Source organism: Jutongia huaianensis, from assembly GCF_014384985.1.
In the GTDB taxonomy this organism is placed as follows: Bacteria; Bacillota; Clostridia; order Lachnospirales; family Lachnospiraceae; genus Jutongia; species Jutongia huaianensis.
The window spans coordinates 123,159-142,696 of record NZ_JACRSX010000006.1 but is presented as its reverse complement, the minus strand read 5'-3'; the positions used below and the strand labels follow the sequence as shown (position 1 = coordinate 142,696).

Genomic DNA, 19,538 nt, shown 5'->3' with positions numbered 1-19,538 from the left:
TGTCATTCAGTTTTAAAATGGAATGATGCTTTATAAAAGAAAATTCACAGTTCTGTGTCGATATTGTTTTGTTCGGTTATCAGCCCAGCGGTAATCGGATTTAGAGAAGCGATCAAGTTCATCTGTTGCGAACATATTAGAGATAACAGCGTCCGTAGTTTTGTTTTGAGCTTTTAGATATTCTTTCAAATAATAGTACTCCTTAATTTTTATGTATGAAAAAAGGGTATAGCGCTAACCATACCCTACTCTGAAAAATAGAGCGACCTCGTCGGTCAAAGTATCTTTTCATTTGTGGCCTCGTCGGCCAAAAACACATGCCAGCAAGTGAGCCTGTGTTATTTGTAACCAGTATTATACTCGTTTACAACAAAAAAACTATCGGCAATTTATACAAAAAAGAAAAAGTTATTTGTAGATATGTAATAAAACATATAATAAACTGCATAAATAATTATTTTTTGGCTACAAATATGATCTTGTCCTGTGACCGGAAGTTTGTCTCAAACTCCAGTGTGATTTTCTTGGATTTTTTAGGAAATAAGGGGAATAAAGCATTATAAATATATTGAGTATGTACAAAGAAATGTATATAATAAAATATGCAGTAAAAATATAAGTAAGTTTATCAGAAGTATCATGGAGTTCGTATGGGATTTTTTAGAAAGAAAACAAAAAAAGATAAAAACGAAAATTATCGAAAGATGCAGTTCCGGATCATGTATTCCTTTGGTCTGATCATTATTGTTGTTTCAGCCGTTCTTGCGAGTGTCATTCTGGAGAGATCAGGCACGGTGATGCGTCAAAAAGTGGCAAGCCTTGTGGCGGCGGACAGCCACCAGTTACAGATGAACATTAATTCATATCTCAAAAAGGTGGAATCCACAGCCAGTCTGATGTTTGCCGATGAAAAATACTATGCGTATGACGCAACGGACGAGAGCATGGATGAATATCACCGGGTGATATCGGAAGAGGAGATAACGGATCGGATCGTTGATATTGGATTGATGGAGAATTTTTCCGATTTTTCTATTATTTATTCTAATGATCATTCTGTGGGATGGCTGTCGAAGACTACCTCCGGAGCATTTCCGAAGGGCGGGCTTTATGATACCTTTGCCGGCTGTATTACGAATCAAAAAGTGGATTCCGGCTGGGCATTTGGCGTGGGTGGCAATACGGACCGGTTATATTATGTGAAAAGATTAAATCCTCATGCCATCCTTGTGGCATCCTTTTACAGTAAGGAATTAGACAGCGTATTCAAATATCCGGAGGAACTAAAGGGCATTACGATCCGGCTGATCAACGACGAAAAGCAGATCCTGTATTCCTCCGGGAAGCAGGAAATAGGAAAAAAGCTTCCTGAGGTGACAGCTTCCCTGCTTGTGGATGAGAGTAATTTTTCGGCAATGAATAAAAAATATCTTGTAACGTCAAATCAGTGTTCCAATGGCTGGAGAGTTGTCTGTTCGGTTTCGATGAACAAGATTATGAAAGAGAATGATCAATTAAAAAGATCAGTATATCTGATCACATCAATCTGTGTTCTTGTTTTTGTTTCTATAGGAATGATCATTTTGAAGAGAGCAACACAGCCGGTGGATGGTCTTGTTTCCAAGCTGGAAAACGAGGCGGCGATCGATGCGCTTTCCGGCGTATGCAATAAGCGTGCTTTTCATAAGCAGGTGACAGAAGAACTGGGACGTATGGCACCGGAAAACATAAAGTTATTTGTTATGTTTGACATTGATAATTTTAAGCAGGTAAATGACAAGCTGGGGCATGCCCAGGGGGATCTCGCCATTGCCCGGATGGGACGTTTGCTTCGCAAGAAGCTGGATGCGGCGGGAACGATCGGTCGTGTAGGAGGCGATGAGTTTTCCTATTATCGTTCTTTCCGAAAAGAGGACATGGAATATGCGAAGACGCGTATGAATGCTGATATGGACAGTCTGCTGAAAGTATTTGCAGAAGAATTTACCATGGAGCATAAGGCCTGTGATGTATCGTTGAGTGCGGGAGTTTGTCTGATCAGTGGAGATTTTACATTTGAAGAACTATCCCGGAAAGCGGACAGTGCGCTTTATATTTCTAAGAGACATGGAAAAAATCAATACACGGTATACAAGGAAGGGATGGAAGACAATGCATAGTAAAAATATGGCAAAGAAAATATTTGCCGGAATGACAATGTTAATGGTAATGACTCTTTTGTCCGGCGGATTGCTTACCGGATGTAAAAAGAGTGGCAGTGTGGATGTGATTACCGGCAGTGACAGCAGCAAAATTTCCTTTTCGTGGTGGGGAAATGATGCCAGACATGCTTATACCATGGACGGAGTCGATGAATTTCAGAAGCGGAATCCGGATATTGATGTGGAATATCATTATGGGGACTGGAACGGATATGAGAAGCGTATGCAGGTGTGGATGAAATCCCATACGGAGACAGATGTAATGCAGATCAATTATGCGTGGCTCGACACGTATTCCAGGGACGGTTCCGGATATTATGACCTGTATCAGTTAAAGGATTATATTGACCTGGATAATTTTACAAAAGAGGATCTGGCATTTGGAGAAAAAAACGGCAAATTAAATGCAATACCGATTGCATTTAACACATCAACCGTTTACTACAACAAAAAGATATATGATGCCTATGGCATTTCTCTTCCTGAAAGCTGGGATGATTATTTTAAAGCGGCGAAGATAATGAAAAAGGATGGAATTTATCCGATTGGCATGGCGAAAAAACAGATGTTTTTGTTTTTGATCGCATATTATGAGCAGACCACAGGCAAGAAGATGTTTGGTGAGGATGGCCGGTTTCTTCCCGGAGAAAAGGATGTTAAAACAATTCTCAGCTTCTATAAAAGGCTCATTGATGAAAAGGTGATGCCTTCGGTGGATCAGTTTTCCGATACGATGTTTGTATCGGGAAAGATTGCAGGGGGAATGTTCTGGGTCAGTGATGCGGGAAATTGCTGTGGTGGACTGAAAGCAGCCGGGGGTGAGCCGGTGATCGGAGAATATCCTGATGTGCCGGGGCAGAAGCTGACCGGATGGTATGTGAAGCCGGCAACCATGTATGCGGTCAGTTCCCTTACAAATCATCCGGAGGAAGCGGCGAGACTGTTGAATTATCTTTTAAACAGCAAAGAGATGGTGCGGCTGCAGGGGACGGAAAAGGGTGTGCCGGTAAGCCGGAAGGCAGTCAGAATACTGCATCAGGAAAATGCCATTCAGAGCTATGAAGCCGCCGGAAATAATAAAATGATAAAAGAGCGGAAGTATATGAAGGTATTGCAGCCGGTTATGGAAAATGACGATGTGTTAAACATTTTTAAGAAGAATGCAGACGAATATATTTATGGAGTTAAAGATATTGATTTTGTCGCAAAGAAGTTATATCGGGAAATGTCCGTTTACAACACGAAGGAGAATGACAGCAAATGAAAACATTATATCGATTTAACAGCTTTATAGAAAAATGGATGGCGCTGGTTACGCCGGCGTGTCTTGCGTTTGGGGTATTGTTTCCACAGATTGCAAAGCATGGTGTGCCCTTTGTTCCCTATGTATTTGCATTTATGACGTTTACCGGAGCACTCAAATCCAGATTCCGTGATGTGGCAAATGTATTCCGGAATCCGGCACCGCTGTTGATCGTGATGGCGCTGCTTCATCTGGTGATTCCGAGGATTGTCTGCGGTGTGGGAACCCTTGCATTTCCGGGGAATCCCGATCTGGTTACGGGAATGGTGCTGGAATTTGCGGTTCCTACAGCAGTCAGTGCTTTAATGTGGGTGATGATCTATGATGGAAATCTGGCGGTTTCGCTGGCACTTGTGGTGGTAGATACGGTTCTGGCACCGTTGATCATTCCGATCACGCTTAGCATTTTTGTGGGATCGAAGGTTCATATTGATATGACCCATATGATCAGCCAGCTTGTTTTCATGGTTGCACTTCCGTCGATTGCCGCAATGACATTAAATCAGGTCAGCGGAGATCGTGTCAGGGAGACATGGCCGTCCAGACTGGCACCGTTTTCTAAAATTGCGTTGATGTTTGTCGTTGCTTCAAACTCCTCCGGGGTTGCGCCGTATGTCCGTCACATGAATGGGCAGCGGATCCTGGTAGCCGTTTTTATGTTTCTTCTGGCAGCAGGGGGCTATGGAGCCGGTCTTGTGATCGCCCGTTTGTTCCATCAGGACCGGCAAACACAGGTTTCTATGATGTACGGAGCCGGAATGCGCAATATCAGTGCCGGAGCTGTGATCGCAACCACCTCTTTTCCGGGAGAAGCTATCTTTCCGGTTCTGATCGCCACATTATTTCAGCAGATGCTGGCGGCATTGTACGGAAAGGGTCTGGAGAGAGCCTCCCGTAAGGAGTGACAGCAGGTGCCTGATATAAGGATAAATTATCTGGAGCGCAGGACATGATCAAACAGTTTTGCATTGTCATATGTCATATTTAATGGGCAGATGGAGCTTTCCGTCTGTCCTTTTTCGATGCAGGAAATGACTTCGCAGACCTCGTAGTAAAAGCCGTTGTCCAGACCTTCATGGAAATCCTCCACCAGCCGGTCTTCCAGATCATACAGGCGTGCTCGGTTGCCGAAATGGATCTTTGGGATATGGATATAGCCATCGCTGCCATAGAGATAGGCATCCTCCGGCATTTTGGTGGTAAAGGAACACTGGATATTGGCAATGCACCGTTCTAATTGTAGATTCAGGCTGACAATCTCATCTACACCTGTAGAATAATCTTTTTTGAAAAATTGCATCTGGGTAATCTTCTGGTCTGCATAATAGGGCAGCAGTTCCATGGGATAGATTCCGATATCGTAGAGGGAGCCGCCGCCGAGTTCCGGATAAAATAATCGTTTATTATAGGTTTTGTCGGCTTTCCAGCCGATATTTGCCTGCATCAGATGAAGCTCTCCGATCCTGCCCTCCTGAATCCACCGGCGCACCCGGAGGGATTTTGGCAGAAAGCGTGACCACATGCCCTCCATAAGAAAAAGCTGCTTTTCTCTGGCAAGGGTGATCATCTCCTGCGCCTGGGAAGCGGTCTGTGTCATGGGCTTTTCACAGATTACATGTTTGCCCGCTTCCAGACACGCCTTGATATTGTCATAGTGAGCGTTAGATAATGTGGCGATATAGATAATGTCAATGTCAGGATCGGCCAGAAGTGTTTCATAGCTGTCGCAATACCGGCTCAGCCCCTCCTTTTCGGCCCAATCTCTGGCACGCTCCAAAGACTTGCTGGCAACCGCTGTTACGTCGGCGTTTTTTGTCATACGAACTGCTTCGATAAATTTATGAGCAATATTTCCTGCTCCGATAATTCCAAAATGATACATAAAAAGTCTCTCTTTCTATAGTAGTAAAAAGCTGTATATCTGACGAGGAAGGACCAGCAGATATACAGCCTTAATAACGGTGTGTTTCTAACACAGTTGTTAGAAAAACGGATTATTTATGTTAATGATTATCCCAGTAACGCCTTATCGGAATCAAACTCCTCGCCGGAGACCTCTTCAAATTTTATCAGAAGATCTTCTACGGTCAATTTCTTTTTCTCCTCACCGGAAATGTTCAGAATGACACGGCCGTTGTTCATCATGATCAGACGGTTGCCGTGAGCGATGGCGTCACGCATATTATGTGTAACCATCATTGCTGTCAGGTGGTTTTCCTCGATGATCTTGTCGGTGAGCTCCAATACCTTTGCTGCAGTCTTTGGATCCAGAGCTGCCGTATGCTCATCCAGAAGCAGAAGCTTTGGTTTCCGGAGGGAGGCCATCAGCAGTGTAACTGCCTGACGCTGACCACCGGACAAAAGACCAACCTTTGAGGTCATGCGATCCTCCAGACCAAGCTCCAATGTCTTCAAAAGCTCATGAAATTTTGTTTTTTCCTTTTTGGTGATACCCCATTTCAGACCACGATGCTGTCCACGGCGTGCGGCCAGGGCAAGGTTTTCATCAATCTGCATGGTTGCAGTTGTGCCGGTCATAGGATCCTGAAATACACGTCCAAGGAAAGAGGCACGTTTAAACTCCGGAAGTCCCGTCACATCCACGCCGTCGATCAGGATAGAACCCTCATCCACCGGCCAGGTACCGGCGATGGCATTGAGCATGGTGGACTTTCCGGCACCGTTACCGCCAATGACAGTAACGAAATCGCCCTCATTTAAGGTGAGGTCAACGCCGTTCAGGGCATGTTTTTCGTTGATGGTTCCCAGGTTGAAGGTTTTATGTACATTACGAATCTCTAACATTTATTTGCCCTCCTTTGCAGATGCGCTGTTTAAAGACGCAGCGGAACGCCTGCCTGCTTTTTTGAAGGAGCTTTTGCTTTTTCCTTTCAGATAAGGAACTGCAAGGAAGATCGCTACGATGATGGCGGTGAAAAGCTTCAGGTCATCACTCGGCATCTTCAGCCACAGGACGATACCGATTACCACATAATAAATAATACCGCCAAGAACTACAAAAGTAAGACGTCCCTTGAAATCCATGTGCTTACCGAGAATGGCATCTCCGAGTACCTCTCCGATAATGACTGCGGCAAGACCGATTACGATGCCGCCTCGTCCCATATTCACATCAGAGAAACCGGAATACTGGGACAGAAGTCCGCCGGACAATGCTACAATTCCATTGGAAAGGGCAAGACCGATCAGCTTCATTGTATCAATGTTGATACCCTGTGCTTTACTCATGGCAGGATTACATCCGGTCGCACGGATGGCAGAACCCTGCTCTGTACCAAAATACCAGTAGAGAAGGGCGATCAATACGATGGCAAACACGATGCCTACGATGATCGCATGATTGAGCTGGCGGGAGGAGATAATCAGATCATACTTGTCAATACTCAGTGCCTGATTTGCGTGGCGGTCCATGATATTCAGATTGATGGAATAAAGCGCAATCTGTGTCAGGATACCGGCAAGGATCGGCGGGATACCGAGCTTTGTATGTAACAGACCGGTGCACAGCCCTGCAAGAAGTCCGGCAATACATGCGCACAGCAGGGAAATCCAGATGTTGTGCCCGTTTATAGTCATCATTACGGTGACTGCTCCGCCGGTCGCGAAGGAGCCATCTACAGTCAGGTCTGCGAAATCCAGAAGACGGAAGGTGATATAAACACCCAGTGCCATAATACCCCAGATCAGACCCTGTGCCACATTGCCGGGCAGGGCATTTGTAAATGCCACCGGATTCAATGAAGCAAAATAATTTAATATAAACATAATTTCCTCGTTTCTGGGCAGTTAATTGCCCGCTGTTTCCAATGTGATTATTCAGCAGAAATCTTTTCGTAGTCGTCAGGAATTGTTACATTCAGATCCTTTGCACGATCTTCGATATATTCTTTTGTGAATTTTGGAGCAGACTTTACTTCCATCTTGGAAACGTCCTCGCCGTTTACAAGAATGTCATAAGCCATCTCACCGGTCTCATATCCAAGATCATAGTAGCTGATAGACAGGGTAGCGACGCCACAGCCCTTTGCAATACCTTCCTCGCCGGTGAATACAGGGATTTTAGCAGGAGCTGTTACATTATTGATCGCCTCGGTGCAGGAAGCAGCCGTATTGTCAGTAGGAATATAGATTACATCAGAAGCATCACATGCATTCTTTGTAACAGAAGCAACATCATTGGAATCAGAGAACGTATAATCCTTTACTTTGTATCCCTTATCTTCCAGATACTTGGTGATGGTTTTTGACTGATAGATACTGTTTGGCTCTGATGAGCAGTAAAGGATACCGATGTTCTTAGCATCCGGGAACAGCTCTGCGATACAGCTTGCCTGCTGATCCAGAGGAGCAAGGTCTGTCGTACCGGAAGCGTTCTTGCCGGTTACGCCCTTCCAGTCGGAAATATCAAGAGCGGTGCCATAATCAGTGATAGATGTACCAAGTACCGGGATCTTGTCGGTAGCGGAAACGGCAGCCTGGAAAGCTGCGGTTGCATTACCGAGGATCAGGTCATAATTGTTGGTAACAAAAGAAGTACAGATGGTAGAACAGGTTGGTGCATCACCGGCCGCATTCTGCTCATCAAACTTTACATTGTCTCCCAGTTTATCCTTCAAAGCTGTCTTGAAGCCCTTTGTGGCAGCGTCGAGTGCCTCGTGCTGTACAAGCTGGCAGATACCAACGGTGTATGTCTTGCCGGAGCCGCCCTTGTCGGCAGAATCAGAGCTGCCACCATTGGAAGCTGTATTGCCGCAGCCTGCAAGACCAACGACCATAGTAGTCGCAAGTGTCAGTGATAAAAGTTTCTTGAATGTCTTTCTCATAATTTAAAATTCCTCCTTAATAATATGTGCAATTGTATAAATTATAGGGTTTTGCGGGTAATAAGTCAATAATATGACAAAGTCAATTGAAATATATGAACCGGTGGCGGTTTATTCCATGCTCTGTAACCGGAACAGTGGAAGGTGTTACGATATTCTGATATTACATAAGGATATATCATGGGAGAATCAGCAGAAGCTGCTGGTACTGGCAGCGGAGGCGGAGGGAGTGACGATACGCCTGCTGTCTGTTGCGGCGTGGGGGGGCCGGCTGCCTGAGGAAGCTGGGTATTATTATACGGTGGAAGCGGTGTACCGCCTGCTTTTGCTGGGAGACACTTTTTCAAGGTATCTGCATATATTATATCTGGACTGCAATCTTATTGTGAACGGAGATGTAAGCCGGCTGTATGATACGGAGCTGGGAGAAGCAGAGATTGCCGTTGTCAGTGCAGAGGAGTTCATGGTATTATCAAAGACAAAGCGTACTGTATTTTTCGGTGGCTATCCATACAATGTAGACAATTACAGGACGGATGCGCTGGGGATGACAGGCATAATTATGTTGGTTTTGTGTGTCGCCTGTTTTATGGGATGCGACCAGAAAGATGTAGAAGATCAGGTAAGAAATGTCACGGATTCTGTAGATGAGCATGTTATAGGCGTAAAAAACGGATATCCGGAGGCAGCACCGCAAATCACATATGGTGATGCGTTTGATAATTTTTTTGTCAACCGTACCTGGAAATATTTTGAAAGCACAGATGGAAAAGGTTTTTGAAACCGTGATCAAAATTGTTGAGAAAAGGGGAGTATGATGTCGGCAGATTATAATGATATTTCGAATAACCTCACAAATGATATTACGGCATTTCTGGATCTGGAGCAGGATTTAGTGGACCGGATGGGAGACTGCCCCAATGTGGAAAGAAAGACCCATGGGGAGAGTCTTCTCTGGAGGACGATCGAGAGCCGGAATGGATGGGTACTGCAGCAGAGAACATTATCACAGAAAGCACGTATTGTAGGAGAGGATGGCAGGCAGAAGGGCAACGGAAGCATTGCGGCCATGCGGGAGAAGATGGATCGGCTGATGGCAGATGCGTTTGTGCGGCCGGGAGATGTGATCGGTGTATCCAGACGGTTGTATGAGCATTATGGCATATATGTGGGAGCCGGCAGAGTGATCCACTATGCCGGAGAAGGTGGAGATTTTGGCGGCCGGGTGTCTGTTCATGAAGCACCTATAGAGGATTTTGTGAAGGAAGGCGAAGATTATTTTGTTGTGAGTTTTGCGCCGGGATTTCCAATCAAGCTCCGGTCTGCCACATCCTTTTTCTTTCATGGGATCATGGATTACTACGGGGAACGCTTCCAGCAGCAGGAGTGGGATGTTTTTTCTCCGGAGGAGACGGTGCAGCGGGCGAACAGCCGGTTAGGCGAGGAAAAATACAGTCTGATCCATAATAACTGTGAGCATTTTGCAATCTGGTGTAAAACAGGAAAGGCGCAGTCCAGCCAGGTGCGGCAGGTGGCCGGATATGTGCTGGCGGCAGGTGTTGATATGGACGGTATCGCGGAAAACAGAGAGGATGTGGAGGCTTATCTTGCTTCCTCCGTTGACATTTGAAAAGGGTGCCGTTACAATCAAAAGAAAGGGAACGCCTTTACGATGTCAGTGTCAGGCGCATAAACAACAAAGCACTTATGAAAGAGGATGAAAATGAACAAATCAGATTTAGAATTAATGGTTGGAGATCAGGAACAGATTTTATGGAGGGGAAGACCGGATTTTAAATGTTTTCTTTTGGAAAGCATATTTAATTCCATGCTTCCGGTTGCAGTGATATGGGCACTTGTGGATGGTTCTATGATCGGTACGATCCGCATGGCATCGGCCGGGGCGATGTCAGGAGGCTTCGGACTGGCATTTCTGGGATTCTTTTTGCTGCATCTGATGCCGGTATGGCTTTATGTGGGCGGTGTGCTGTTTTCTATATTGAAATATAAGCATACGGAGTTTATTATCACAGATAAGGGTGTATATATATCCGGAGGGATGTTTACATATAATTATGAAATGAAACCGTTTACGGATCTTTCCCATATCAATATCCACAGGGGGATTTTTGATCAGATGCTCGGGGTGGGGGATGTGATCATGGTATGTGGACATACAACCTACAACACGGATACCCGGAATGGTCATTCCAATCATGATCACGAAGGTTTTAAGATTTATGATATACCGGAGTATCAGAAGGTCTTTTCTATGTTAAAGAAGCTTCAGACAGATATTTATGCGGATACGATGTATCCTAATGATATGCGTCCACAGGACAATCATGGATATCAGACACAGTATAGAGGCATGGATCAAAACCGTTAAATTTATTGACTCCTATGACATTATATGTCATAGGAGTTTTGTATTCTTGTCATACTGTATCGCGAGCAGGAAGATTGAAAGGCAGAAAGGGAGGTTTGTTATGAAGATAATGAATCAGCTTTTGGGAATCTGTGGTTTTGAATTGGAAGAAGCATTTTCCCCGGAGGATGAGGAAGCGCTGCATGCAATGGAGGCAGAGTATGAGGCAGAAAAGAAAATAAAGCAGCAGTTGCAAAGAGACAAGGTTGTTTTGGGCAGATGGAATCAATTCATGATCCGTGCCATTGTGGTTTTGGCATTGCTTCTGTGGATACCGTGTATGTGGCAGAAATGGAGTGTCTGGAGTGTGTTTGGGGTGTGGCTTGTAACGGAGCTGTTGTGGTGTGGAGTAAGAGAGTTTTATAAGATCGGTAATTTTGTGATACATGAACTGGCGGTGATCAGCGGAGTGTTATTGGCTGTTATTTTGCAGTCTCCGGAGAAGGTGCTTTATGCGTTTGGTTTATCCTGTATGTCTGCGGTGCTTCTGTCCAATAATCTGGGCTTGAGAATGTGGCAGGGGAAGCCGGTCAGATACTGCGAAAATATTGCCGGGCTTTTTTTGATGTTATGTACCGTCATTACGATTATCTTTTATTATTTTCGATAATATGCCATCTGACGGGGCGCGTTCCATGATGAACTTTCTGCATGGTGTAATTTCTTGCAAAATTATAGTGCGGGGGGTACAATGATAAATAAAAATGTGGAGCGGAGGACGATCATAATGAATAAAAAAATCAGAGAAAAACTCATTCATGTGGCAAACGGCAGACAGAAGGCAGATCTGGTTCTGAAAAATGCCGGCATTGTCAATGTATTTACGGAGGATATAGAGATTGGTGATGTGGCAGTTGTGGATGGAATGATTGCCGGGATCGGAACATATGAGGGTGAGGTCGAAAAGGATATGACAGGAAAGTATCTTTGCCCGGGATTTATCGACGGTCATATTCATCTGGAAAGTTCGATGGTGGCGCCTGCCGAGTTTGAGAAGGCTGTGCTTCCCCATGGAACCACAGCAGTTATTACAGATCCTCATGAGATTGCCAATGTGGCAGGCTGCGAGGGAATTGAGTTTATGCTCAGATATACACAGGATATGACATTGGACGTGTTCTTTGTAGTACCGTCATGTGTGCCTTCCACCGGGCTGGATGAGGCAGGAGCCTGTCTGGAAGCGGCAGATATTGAGCCGTTTTATGAGAACGATCGTGTGATCGGTCTGGCAGAAATGATGAATTCCTTTGGAGTAAATCAGGCAGATCCGGCGATTCTGGATAAGATAAATGTAACACTGGAACATCAGAAAATTATTGATGGACATGCTCCGCTGTTGTCGGGACAGGAGCTTAATGGTTATGTGGCAGCAGGGATACGCTCCGATCACGAATGCTCCAATGTCCGGGAAGCGAAGGAAAAGTTTGCAAGGGGTCAGTGGATCATGGTGCGTGAAGGAACGGCCGCACATAATCTGGAGGCATTGCTTCCGTTATTTGAAGCACCGTATGCCCAGAGGATCATGCTGGTGACAGATGATAAGCATCCGTGTGATCTGCTTCGGGATGGACATATTGATGCCATTGTACGAAAAGCCGTACAGAAAGGTATTGATCCGGTCAAGGCGATCAAGGCAGGAACTTATAATGCAGCCTCCTATTTTGGACTTGTGAACCATGGTGCCATTGCACCGGGGTATTGTGCGGATATTGCAGTGCTTGACAGCCTGACAGAACTGAATGTTCTGGAAGTATACAAGGACGGTGTCCTTGCAGCAGAGAACGGAAAAAGCCTTGTGAAAAGCTCTGTACCGGAAATGGGACAGGAGATACAGGAACGGGTATACCATTCCTTCCATGTCGACCCGGTGAATGTGTCACAGCTTGCAATGGAAAAGAAAGGGGAGCGTATCCGTGTGATCGATCTGAATGCGCATGAACTTCTGACTACAGAACGGATTGCCGGATGGACATGCCGGGAGGGCTGTGCAGACGGTGTGGATCCGGAGGAGGATATTGTGAAGATCGTTGCTCTGGAGCGTCATAAAAATACCGGTCATATTGGCAAAGGCTTTTTGGGAAGATATGGGCTGAAAAAGGGTGCAGTTGCTACAAGTGTGGGACATGATTCTCATAATCTGGTCATTGCCGGAACGAATGATGAGGATATAGCATGTGCAGCGAACCGTGTTATTGAAAATGAAGGTGGTCTGGCGATTGCACTGGATGGAGAGATCGTTGCGGATCTTCCGCTGCAGATCGCCGGCCTGATGTCAACTCTTCCGTTGGAAGAGGTGGATCAGAGACTGGAGAAAATGAAAGCGATTCTGCGTGAATGGGGGATCTCAGAGGAGATCGATCCGTTTATGACACTGAGCTTTGTAAGCCTGCCGGTGATTCCTTCTCTGCGTCTGAACACATACGGAGTGATTGATGTTAATCAGCAGAAGGTAGTGGATGCTTCATTTTAGTGATAGGTAAGGAATCTTATGAAGAAACAGCCGAACGTACTGTCCTCAAAGGCTTCAATATCTGAGGATCATACAGTCTGGCTGTTTTTTTGTCGAAAATTATAAACTTTTTTCGGAATCATTACAATATTAAAGTGTAAGGATTCTAACCGAGACGTCAAGGGAAGAGGAAAGGAAAGGAAAACGTGACAAGACAGGAATTTGACCGGTTTGTGTCCGAAAGCGGTAAAGACATTTTACGATTCTGCCGGATGAATGCAGGGGGAAGCGCAGAGGGAGATGATCTTTACCAGGACACCATGCTGACATTGTGGGAGCAGGCTGACAAATTAAATAAAAATGATTCTCTGAAAAGTTATGCATTATCCGTTTCCATCCTTATATGGAGAAACAAAAGGAGAAAATTTGCATGGAGGCACAGGATCGCAGCGTTTGAAAGCTACGAAAAGCATGTGGAAAATGGTTTTCACATGCCGGGAAAAAGCACGGAGGAACCGGAGCAGCAGCTTTTGCAAAAGGAAATGACAGAGATAGTGCAAAGACAGGTGCAGGCATTACCGCAAAAATACCGCACGATTGTTTATCTTTACTATTCTTCAGGACTAAAGTTTAAGGAGATTGCAGAATGTCTGCATATTCCGGAAAGCACCGTGAAAAGCCGGATGCGCAGAGCAAAGAGTATCCTGAAAAAAGAATTGGCAGTTATTATGCCTGACGGCCCGGAGGAAAAGGGTTGCCGGCGAATGGAGGATTCGTAATATGAATGAAAAAAAATTAGACCAGATTTTACAGCAGGCCCTTACCCCGGAGGTAAATGATAATGAGATCAAAGTAAGGTTTGAAAAGGGGGAATATCCTATGAAGAAAAAGAGAAATTATATAAGACCGACCGTTGCGCTGGTGGCATGTGCGGCATTGGTGGCAGGAATCGGTTTTGGAAATCTGCCGGAGCAGATATTATCCAATACGGGACTGTCCCATAAAACGGACATATCTACCGATAAGTCATCCCAGAATGTGGAAAACGGTTTTGTGATGAAGGTGAAGGCTGCCGAGGTAAAGGAACTGAAAAAGGGAGAGACGCAGACTGCTATTTATTCGGGGGGAGCCACAGGAGAATCCTGGAGCGGTTCGGATCAAAACAAAGAGATCGGATATATGATCGATCTGCCTTTGGTATGTGAGGGGGAAAATATGGATACCATTACCTATTCGGTAAACAAAGGCTGTTTCCGCATCCTGCAGCCGAAGGATAAACCATATGTGATCAAAGGCGAGGAGTGCGAAAAACCGAAACAGGTCAGCAGTGGCGTGGATATTGAGGTTGTGCCGGAGGGTGCAGACAATCTGGAGGCGAAGTATTATAAATCTTATACCATCTCCGCAAAGGATCAGGACAGAAAGGATGTTGAAGTGGCTATCTGTGATGAGAAAAAATTGTCGAAGGAGCTTTATAAGCGGCTGTGGGATAATAACAGCACCGGCATGACAGACGAGGAGCTTACCGCAGAGGCAGCCGTTAAAAATGAAGTGTTGGACAGCCCGGAGGTTACCTGCAAGATTACTTACCGCGGGGATTCCGGACAGAAAACGGAGACGGCCAGAGTAGCTGTGCGGCTTGAGGCGATGACATACAAAGAAGCAGCAGGCAGCTGCAATGACAAACGCCTGAAAAAGGAGCTGGAATTATTGAAAGATAGTATGGGAGTTTTTGTAGCATTCGAAAGATTGTAAGCGGAAGTGTGAATTTAGATTTGAACCTGACGGCAGTGTTGTCAAAAAGCAGCACTGCCGTTTTTTGAGGAAATTACGAGAAATAATGATTTATATTTCCTTAAATTTCCCGAACCACATATTTATTTCTTGATAATTTCCTGAAAACGGGCTATACCAAAGAAAACAGACAAGAAAGAATTTGGGAAGGAAGTGATCATATGAAGCAGGATTTTATTCGGGCAAAGGAACTGGCAGGACAGTGGGATATTACCCCCAGACGTGTGAATCAGCTTTGTGCAGATGGAATGATTCCCGGTGCATATAAGGCAGGACGCTTCTGGATGATCCCTTCCGATTTTGGAATGCTGGCAATCCTGTCTGACCGGTATTATATATTGTCCAACCGGGAGTCGGGAGAGGGACGCTTTGATCTGCAGCTGGAACCGAGAGATCATAAATGTAAGGGATATATCATTGAGTTTAAGGTCGCGAAGAGCCAGACAGAGCAGGAACTTGCCGGGGCGGCAAAGGACGCGGTCCGCCAGATACGGGATCGTGGGTATGCAGAGGATATGAAGTATCACGGCATCACGGAGATTGGATTTTTTGGCATTGCTTTCCACGGCAAACGGGTGGCGTGTGAGTATCAGGAAAATTAAATGAGGTAATAGCAGCGTTGTGACCTTTTGAAAACATCATTCGTATATCAAGTGAAAGGGGGAGACGAAATTTGAATAAAGAGGAGTTTGAGAGCTGCTATAACAGGCATTTTGATTTCGTTTACCGGCTTTCCTTTACCTACGTGAAAAATCCGGCGGATGCAGAGGATGTGGCACAGGAGACCTTCGTGCGTCTGTACCGTCAGGAGGGGGAATTTGCGTCAGAGGAGCATGTCAGGCGCTGGCTGCTGCGGGTAGCGATCAATCTGTCAAAGGATCATCTGCGGTCTCGTTGGAATCAAAAAAGGCAGGAGTTCGATGAGAATATGCCGGAGGAAGTATTTGGCTGGCAGGAGAATCAAAAGGAAATCTGGCAGGAAGTAGCAGCGTTACCGGAAAAGTATCGTCTGGTGCTGTATCTTTATTATTATGAGGGATACAGTGTACGTGAAATCGGACAGATACTGCGGTGCAGCATTTCGGCAGTGAAAATGCGTCTGAAACGGGGCAGGGAGAAGCTGCGGGAATCATTGGAACCGGGAATTGTTGGATTCTAAAGTTTGCGCGTCTGCGGGAAAAGGAGGAATATTATGAGTATAAAAGATTATCGGGATATGTATGATCATGTCAGGGTATCGGGGGAGAGAAAAAGTGAGATCCTGAGTGAAATTACAGGGGTAGGTGAGGCAAGACAGCCGGAGCATAAGCATCCGCGGCTTATGATGGCAGCAGCGATTGTTGCCGCTGCACTGGTGGTGATCCTTCCGGTGGGAGGCTATGCATCCCAGAAGATGAATACACATTTTACTTATAGCGTGGAAAGGGAAGCAAAGGATCATGTGGCCATATTGCATTTTTATAAGAAATACGGAGAAACTCTGGGATATGAATATACTATGGAGCGTGAAGCGAAAGATACTTTGGCAAAGTATATCCGGAATGCCCATCCTAATTATTATGTAAAGCTGTCATACAATAAAGAAGCATTGAGGCTAGGAAAGGATTATACTATCTGGAAACGTCCAACGAAGTATACGGATTACTACGGGAATGTTCTTTTTCAATATAAAGAGGCGGAGCATAATAAACTAAGGAAGAAGCTTGTAAAAGAAACAGATCCTAAAAAGAAGAAAAAAATATGGAAATCTATGGAAAAATATACAGATAAGGATTTTTCGGTCAGTGTGTATTATATCAATCGTGCGAAAAATGTACGGATGAAATATATCAAAGACATAGAAAAAATGACGATCGGAGAAAACAGGGCATATTATTTTAAGGGGATACGTCCTGCGGAGGCTCAGACGAAGGCGGAACGAATGTATGTAGAGGATAATAGAGAAAACACTATCTGGATCTTTGACGAGAATGTTGGATACTGTATGGAAATTATCGGAGGAGATGGCTTATCAGAACGGGATATGAAAAAAATTGCCAGAAGCATTTCTCTGGAAAAGACAACAAAGGAAAACAGCATGGAATTTTCTGTGATCTCCACCATTATTAATGAAGATGGATATGAGTAGAATGTGCCTTGCACCAAAATAAAACATAAGCCTCTGTGTCCTAATAATCGGACACAGAGGCTTATGCTGTGTTAAGAGGAAAATTATCGTCATGGTCTGCTGCTGCCACCGCTGTAAAGGGTGTAGGAATCGCCGGACAAGTTATATGATTTATTTATTTTCTTTTAACAAAGTTATGGATGATTCCGCAGGGTTCTTGCACAGTTCGGACAAAGGTGCTATAGTAACCTCAAATTTATAATTTAAATACGGAAAGACAGGAGGCATAGATCAATGAAAATTGTGATTTTAGATGGTTTTACAAGCAATCCGGGTGATTTAAACTGGGATAAAATGGAAGCATTAGGTGATCTGACTGTATATGAGTACACACCAAATCAGACGGCAGATATTGTGGACCGGCTGCAGGACTGCGAGATTGCTCTGACCAATAAAACGGTCATTACAGCAGAGGTTATGGAGGCATGTCCGGGACTTCAATATATTGGTGTGCTGGCTACCGGATATAATGTAGTAGATATGGCGGCGGCTGCAATGCATGGTATTACGGTTACAAATGTGCCGGGATACAGTACACAGGCAGTTGCACAGCAGGCATTTGCCCTGCTTTTGGATATCTGCTCTCACGCAGCACATCACAGCAAAGAGGTTCATAATGGCAGATGGAGCCGGGGACGTGATTTCTGTTTCTGGGATTATCCACTGATCGAGCTGGATCATAAGACGGCGGGAATTATCGGTTTTGGACAGACAGGCAAAGCCATTGGCCGTGTAGCGAAAGCGTTTGGCATGAGAGTGATCACCAATGGTTCCCATGAGACGCCGGAAGGAAAGGCGATCGGAGAATATGTTTCCAGAGAACAGCTTTTGAAGGAGTCCGATGTGATCTTTCTTGCCTGTCCATTGAATGAGCAGACGAAAGATCTTGTCTGTAAAGAAACCATCGCGCAGATGAAGGATGGGGTCATTCTGATCAATACCAGCCGTGGCGGAACGATTGTGGAAAAGGATCTGGCGGAGGCTCTTCACAGCGGTAAGGTGTATGGAGCAGGTGTTGACGTGGTATCTGTGGAGCCTGCCAAACCGGATAATCCGCTGCTTGCCTGTGAGAACTGTGTGATCACGCCGCACATTGCATGGGCTGCCAAGGAGGCAAGAGGGCGCCTGATCGATATTGCTTCCGGGAATGTTAAGTGTTTTCTTAAGGGGAAAGCACAGAATGTTGTTCATTGAAATACTCCTGTTTAAGTATAAATCCTTTTATGAAGCAGAAGGTTACACAAAAAGGATTATTGCCGTATGATAGCGGTGTTGTTACAATAAAAACAGGCATATGAGTATATTTTGCAATTTTAATGTGTGTGTGTTACAATACAGCGGCGGTTAGCATCAACTAACTGTCGCTGTATTTATTTATACGCATATATTTAATATACAGATAAGAATTATGTGTAAGATATGAAATATTAAGAAAGGAGCAGTTTATGTCTGAACTGATCATATTAAGTATTCCGTTTCTGGGGACCTCTCTGGGGGCGGCAATGGTATTTTTTGTTAGGGATAAGATTGCGCCAAAGCTGGAAAAGCTGCTGCTTGGTTTTGCAGCAGGTGTTATGATCGCTGCCTCTGTGTGGTCTCTGTTGATCCCGGCGATTGATATGACAGAAGCGCAGGGAGGGATTGGCTGGCTTCCGGCATTGGTGGGATTTCTGCTGGGCATCGGATTTTTGCTGATACTGGATACGGTCATTCCACATCTGCATTTAAAAAGCCCAGAACCGGAGGGACTTCATTCCGGGCAGCCTCATTTGTCCAAGACTACAATGATGCTGTTTGCGGTGACGCTTCACAACATTCCGGAAGGAATGTCTGTGGGGGTTGCCTATGCAGGAAGCCTGATACGGGGAGCCGGTATCACCGCAGCCGGTGCTTTGGCACTGGCACTTGGCATTGCCATTCAGAATTTTCCGGAGGGAGCGATTATTTCCCTGCCCCTTTGCGGCGAGGGAATGAGCCGGAGAAAAGCATTTGTATGTGGCGTTTTGTCCGGAATCGTAGAACCAATCGGCGGCTTTATTACGATTCTGATCGCCGGACTGATCTCACCGGTGCTGCCATATCTTCTGGCATTTGCGGCCGGAGCTATGATGTATGTCGTGATCGAGGAGCTGATTCCGGAATGTCAGGATGGAATGCACAGTAATATCGGTACGATTGGAGCGTCATTGGGGTTTGCATTAATGATGGTTCTGGATGTGGCATTGGGATAATATGGAGAATCACACAGAAGAAGGAACGTGTTCGGATTGATGGAATTAACTACTATGTAACGGCACTGGGCAGCAGAGTCTTTGATGGAGTCTGCAGCGGTGTGAGAGTCCCTGTGCCGAG

General features: G+C 45.2%; 19 protein-coding genes. 15 read left to right on the top strand and 4 right to left on the bottom strand.

What is annotated here, in order from left to right; translation table 11 throughout:
• Window positions 1-650 precede the first annotated feature (650 nt).
• From H8704_RS06960 to H8704_RS06950, 3 genes are read left to right on the top strand one after another with little or no spacing between them, the layout of a single operon-like run.
• On the top strand, window positions 651-2,159 hold the full coding sequence (locus tag H8704_RS06960; RefSeq protein WP_249297780.1) for a GGDEF domain-containing protein: 1,509 nt from the start codon (window positions 651-653) through the stop codon (window positions 2,157-2,159).
• Window positions 2,152-3,465, top strand: coding sequence for an ABC transporter substrate-binding protein (locus tag H8704_RS06955; protein WP_249297779.1), 1,314 nt, complete (start codon window positions 2,152-2,154; stop codon window positions 3,463-3,465). Before H8704_RS06960 ends, H8704_RS06955 begins: the two co-directional genes overlap by 8 nt.
• Window positions 3,462-4,409, top strand: a complete 948-nt coding sequence (locus H8704_RS06950) for a bile acid:sodium symporter family protein (protein WP_249297778.1) — start codon at window positions 3,462-3,464, stop codon at window positions 4,407-4,409. Before H8704_RS06955 ends, H8704_RS06950 begins: the two co-directional genes overlap by 4 nt.
• A 26-nt stretch (window positions 4,410-4,435) precedes the next feature.
• Here the strand turns inward: H8704_RS06950 and H8704_RS06945 are convergent, their stop codons facing one another.
• From H8704_RS06945 to H8704_RS06930, 4 genes are all read right to left on the bottom strand, one after another.
• Window positions 4,436-5,386 carry a Gfo/Idh/MocA family protein gene (locus H8704_RS06945; RefSeq protein WP_118679106.1) on the bottom strand — a complete coding sequence of 317 codons (951 nt, stop codon included), beginning with the start codon at window positions 5,384-5,386 and terminating at the stop codon, window positions 4,436-4,438.
• A gap of 128 nt (window positions 5,387-5,514) precedes the next feature.
• The gene (locus H8704_RS06940) at window positions 5,515-6,309 is read right to left on the bottom strand and encodes an ABC transporter ATP-binding protein (RefSeq protein ID WP_118679104.1); all 795 of its coding nucleotides are present in this window, start codon (window positions 6,307-6,309) and stop codon (window positions 5,515-5,517) included.
• Complete coding sequence (locus tag H8704_RS06935; protein ID WP_022465760.1) at window positions 6,310-7,290, bottom strand: ABC transporter permease; 981 nt, start codon at window positions 7,288-7,290, stop codon at window positions 6,310-6,312. It lies immediately after the preceding gene.
• Between the two features lie 47 nt (window positions 7,291-7,337).
• Window positions 7,338-8,348: an ABC transporter substrate-binding protein gene (locus tag H8704_RS06930; RefSeq protein WP_022465759.1), complete on the bottom strand. Its 1,011-nt coding sequence runs from the start codon at window positions 8,346-8,348 to the stop codon at window positions 7,338-7,340.
• A gap of 73 nt (window positions 8,349-8,421) precedes the next feature.
• Here H8704_RS06930 and H8704_RS06925 point away from each other — a divergent pair, with 73 nt between their 5' ends.
• The 12 genes from H8704_RS06925 to H8704_RS06870 all read left to right on the top strand — a co-directional run bounded on the left by H8704_RS06925 (window position 8,422) and on the right by H8704_RS06870 (window position 19,417).
• A complete protein-coding gene (locus H8704_RS06925) occupies window positions 8,422-9,129 on the top strand; it encodes a glycosyltransferase (RefSeq protein WP_249297777.1) in 708 nt (235 codons plus the stop codon).
• Window positions 9,130-9,162: 33 nt separating this feature from the next.
• Window positions 9,163-9,978: a lecithin retinol acyltransferase family protein gene (locus H8704_RS06920; protein WP_249297776.1), complete on the top strand. Its 816-nt coding sequence runs from the start codon at window positions 9,163-9,165 to the stop codon at window positions 9,976-9,978.
• A gap of 93 nt (window positions 9,979-10,071) precedes the next feature.
• Window positions 10,072-10,737 carry a PH domain-containing protein gene (locus H8704_RS06915; RefSeq protein ID WP_249297775.1) on the top strand — a complete coding sequence of 222 codons (666 nt, stop codon included), beginning with the start codon at window positions 10,072-10,074 and terminating at the stop codon, window positions 10,735-10,737.
• A gap of 100 nt (window positions 10,738-10,837) precedes the next feature.
• Window positions 10,838-11,386 (top strand): hypothetical protein, encoded by a 549-nt coding sequence (locus H8704_RS06910; protein WP_249297774.1) that lies wholly within the window; start codon window positions 10,838-10,840, stop codon window positions 11,384-11,386.
• Window positions 11,387-11,503: 117 nt separating this feature from the next.
• Window positions 11,504-13,246, top strand: a complete 1,743-nt coding sequence (gene ade, locus H8704_RS06905) for an adenine deaminase (RefSeq protein ID WP_249297773.1) — start codon at window positions 11,504-11,506, stop codon at window positions 13,244-13,246.
• A 185-nt stretch (window positions 13,247-13,431) separates the two neighbouring features.
• On the top strand, window positions 13,432-14,004 hold the full coding sequence (locus H8704_RS06900; RefSeq protein ID WP_118679094.1) for an RNA polymerase sigma factor: 573 nt from the start codon (window positions 13,432-13,434) through the stop codon (window positions 14,002-14,004).
• 1 nt (window position 14,005) lies between these two features.
• A complete protein-coding gene (locus H8704_RS06895; RefSeq protein WP_249297772.1) occupies window positions 14,006-14,980 on the top strand; it encodes a hypothetical protein in 975 nt (324 codons plus the stop codon).
• Window positions 14,981-15,180: 200 nt separating this feature from the next.
• Window positions 15,181-15,621, top strand: coding sequence for a PD-(D/E)XK nuclease domain-containing protein (locus H8704_RS06890; protein WP_249297771.1), 441 nt, complete (start codon window positions 15,181-15,183; stop codon window positions 15,619-15,621).
• Window positions 15,622-15,692: 71 nt separating this feature from the next.
• Window positions 15,693-16,178 (top strand): RNA polymerase sigma factor, encoded by a 486-nt coding sequence (locus H8704_RS06885; protein ID WP_249297770.1) that lies wholly within the window; start codon window positions 15,693-15,695, stop codon window positions 16,176-16,178.
• A 33-nt stretch (window positions 16,179-16,211) separates the two neighbouring features.
• Window positions 16,212-17,147, top strand: a complete 936-nt coding sequence (locus H8704_RS06880; protein ID WP_118679086.1) for a hypothetical protein — start codon at window positions 16,212-16,214, stop codon at window positions 17,145-17,147.
• A gap of 273 nt (window positions 17,148-17,420) precedes the next feature.
• Window positions 17,421-18,380, top strand: coding sequence for a D-2-hydroxyacid dehydrogenase (locus H8704_RS06875; RefSeq protein ID WP_249297769.1), 960 nt, complete (start codon window positions 17,421-17,423; stop codon window positions 18,378-18,380).
• Between the two features lie 251 nt (window positions 18,381-18,631).
• Window positions 18,632-19,417, top strand: a complete 786-nt coding sequence (locus H8704_RS06870; protein ID WP_022465745.1) for a ZIP family metal transporter — start codon at window positions 18,632-18,634, stop codon at window positions 19,415-19,417.
• Window positions 19,418-19,538 lie beyond the last annotated feature (121 nt).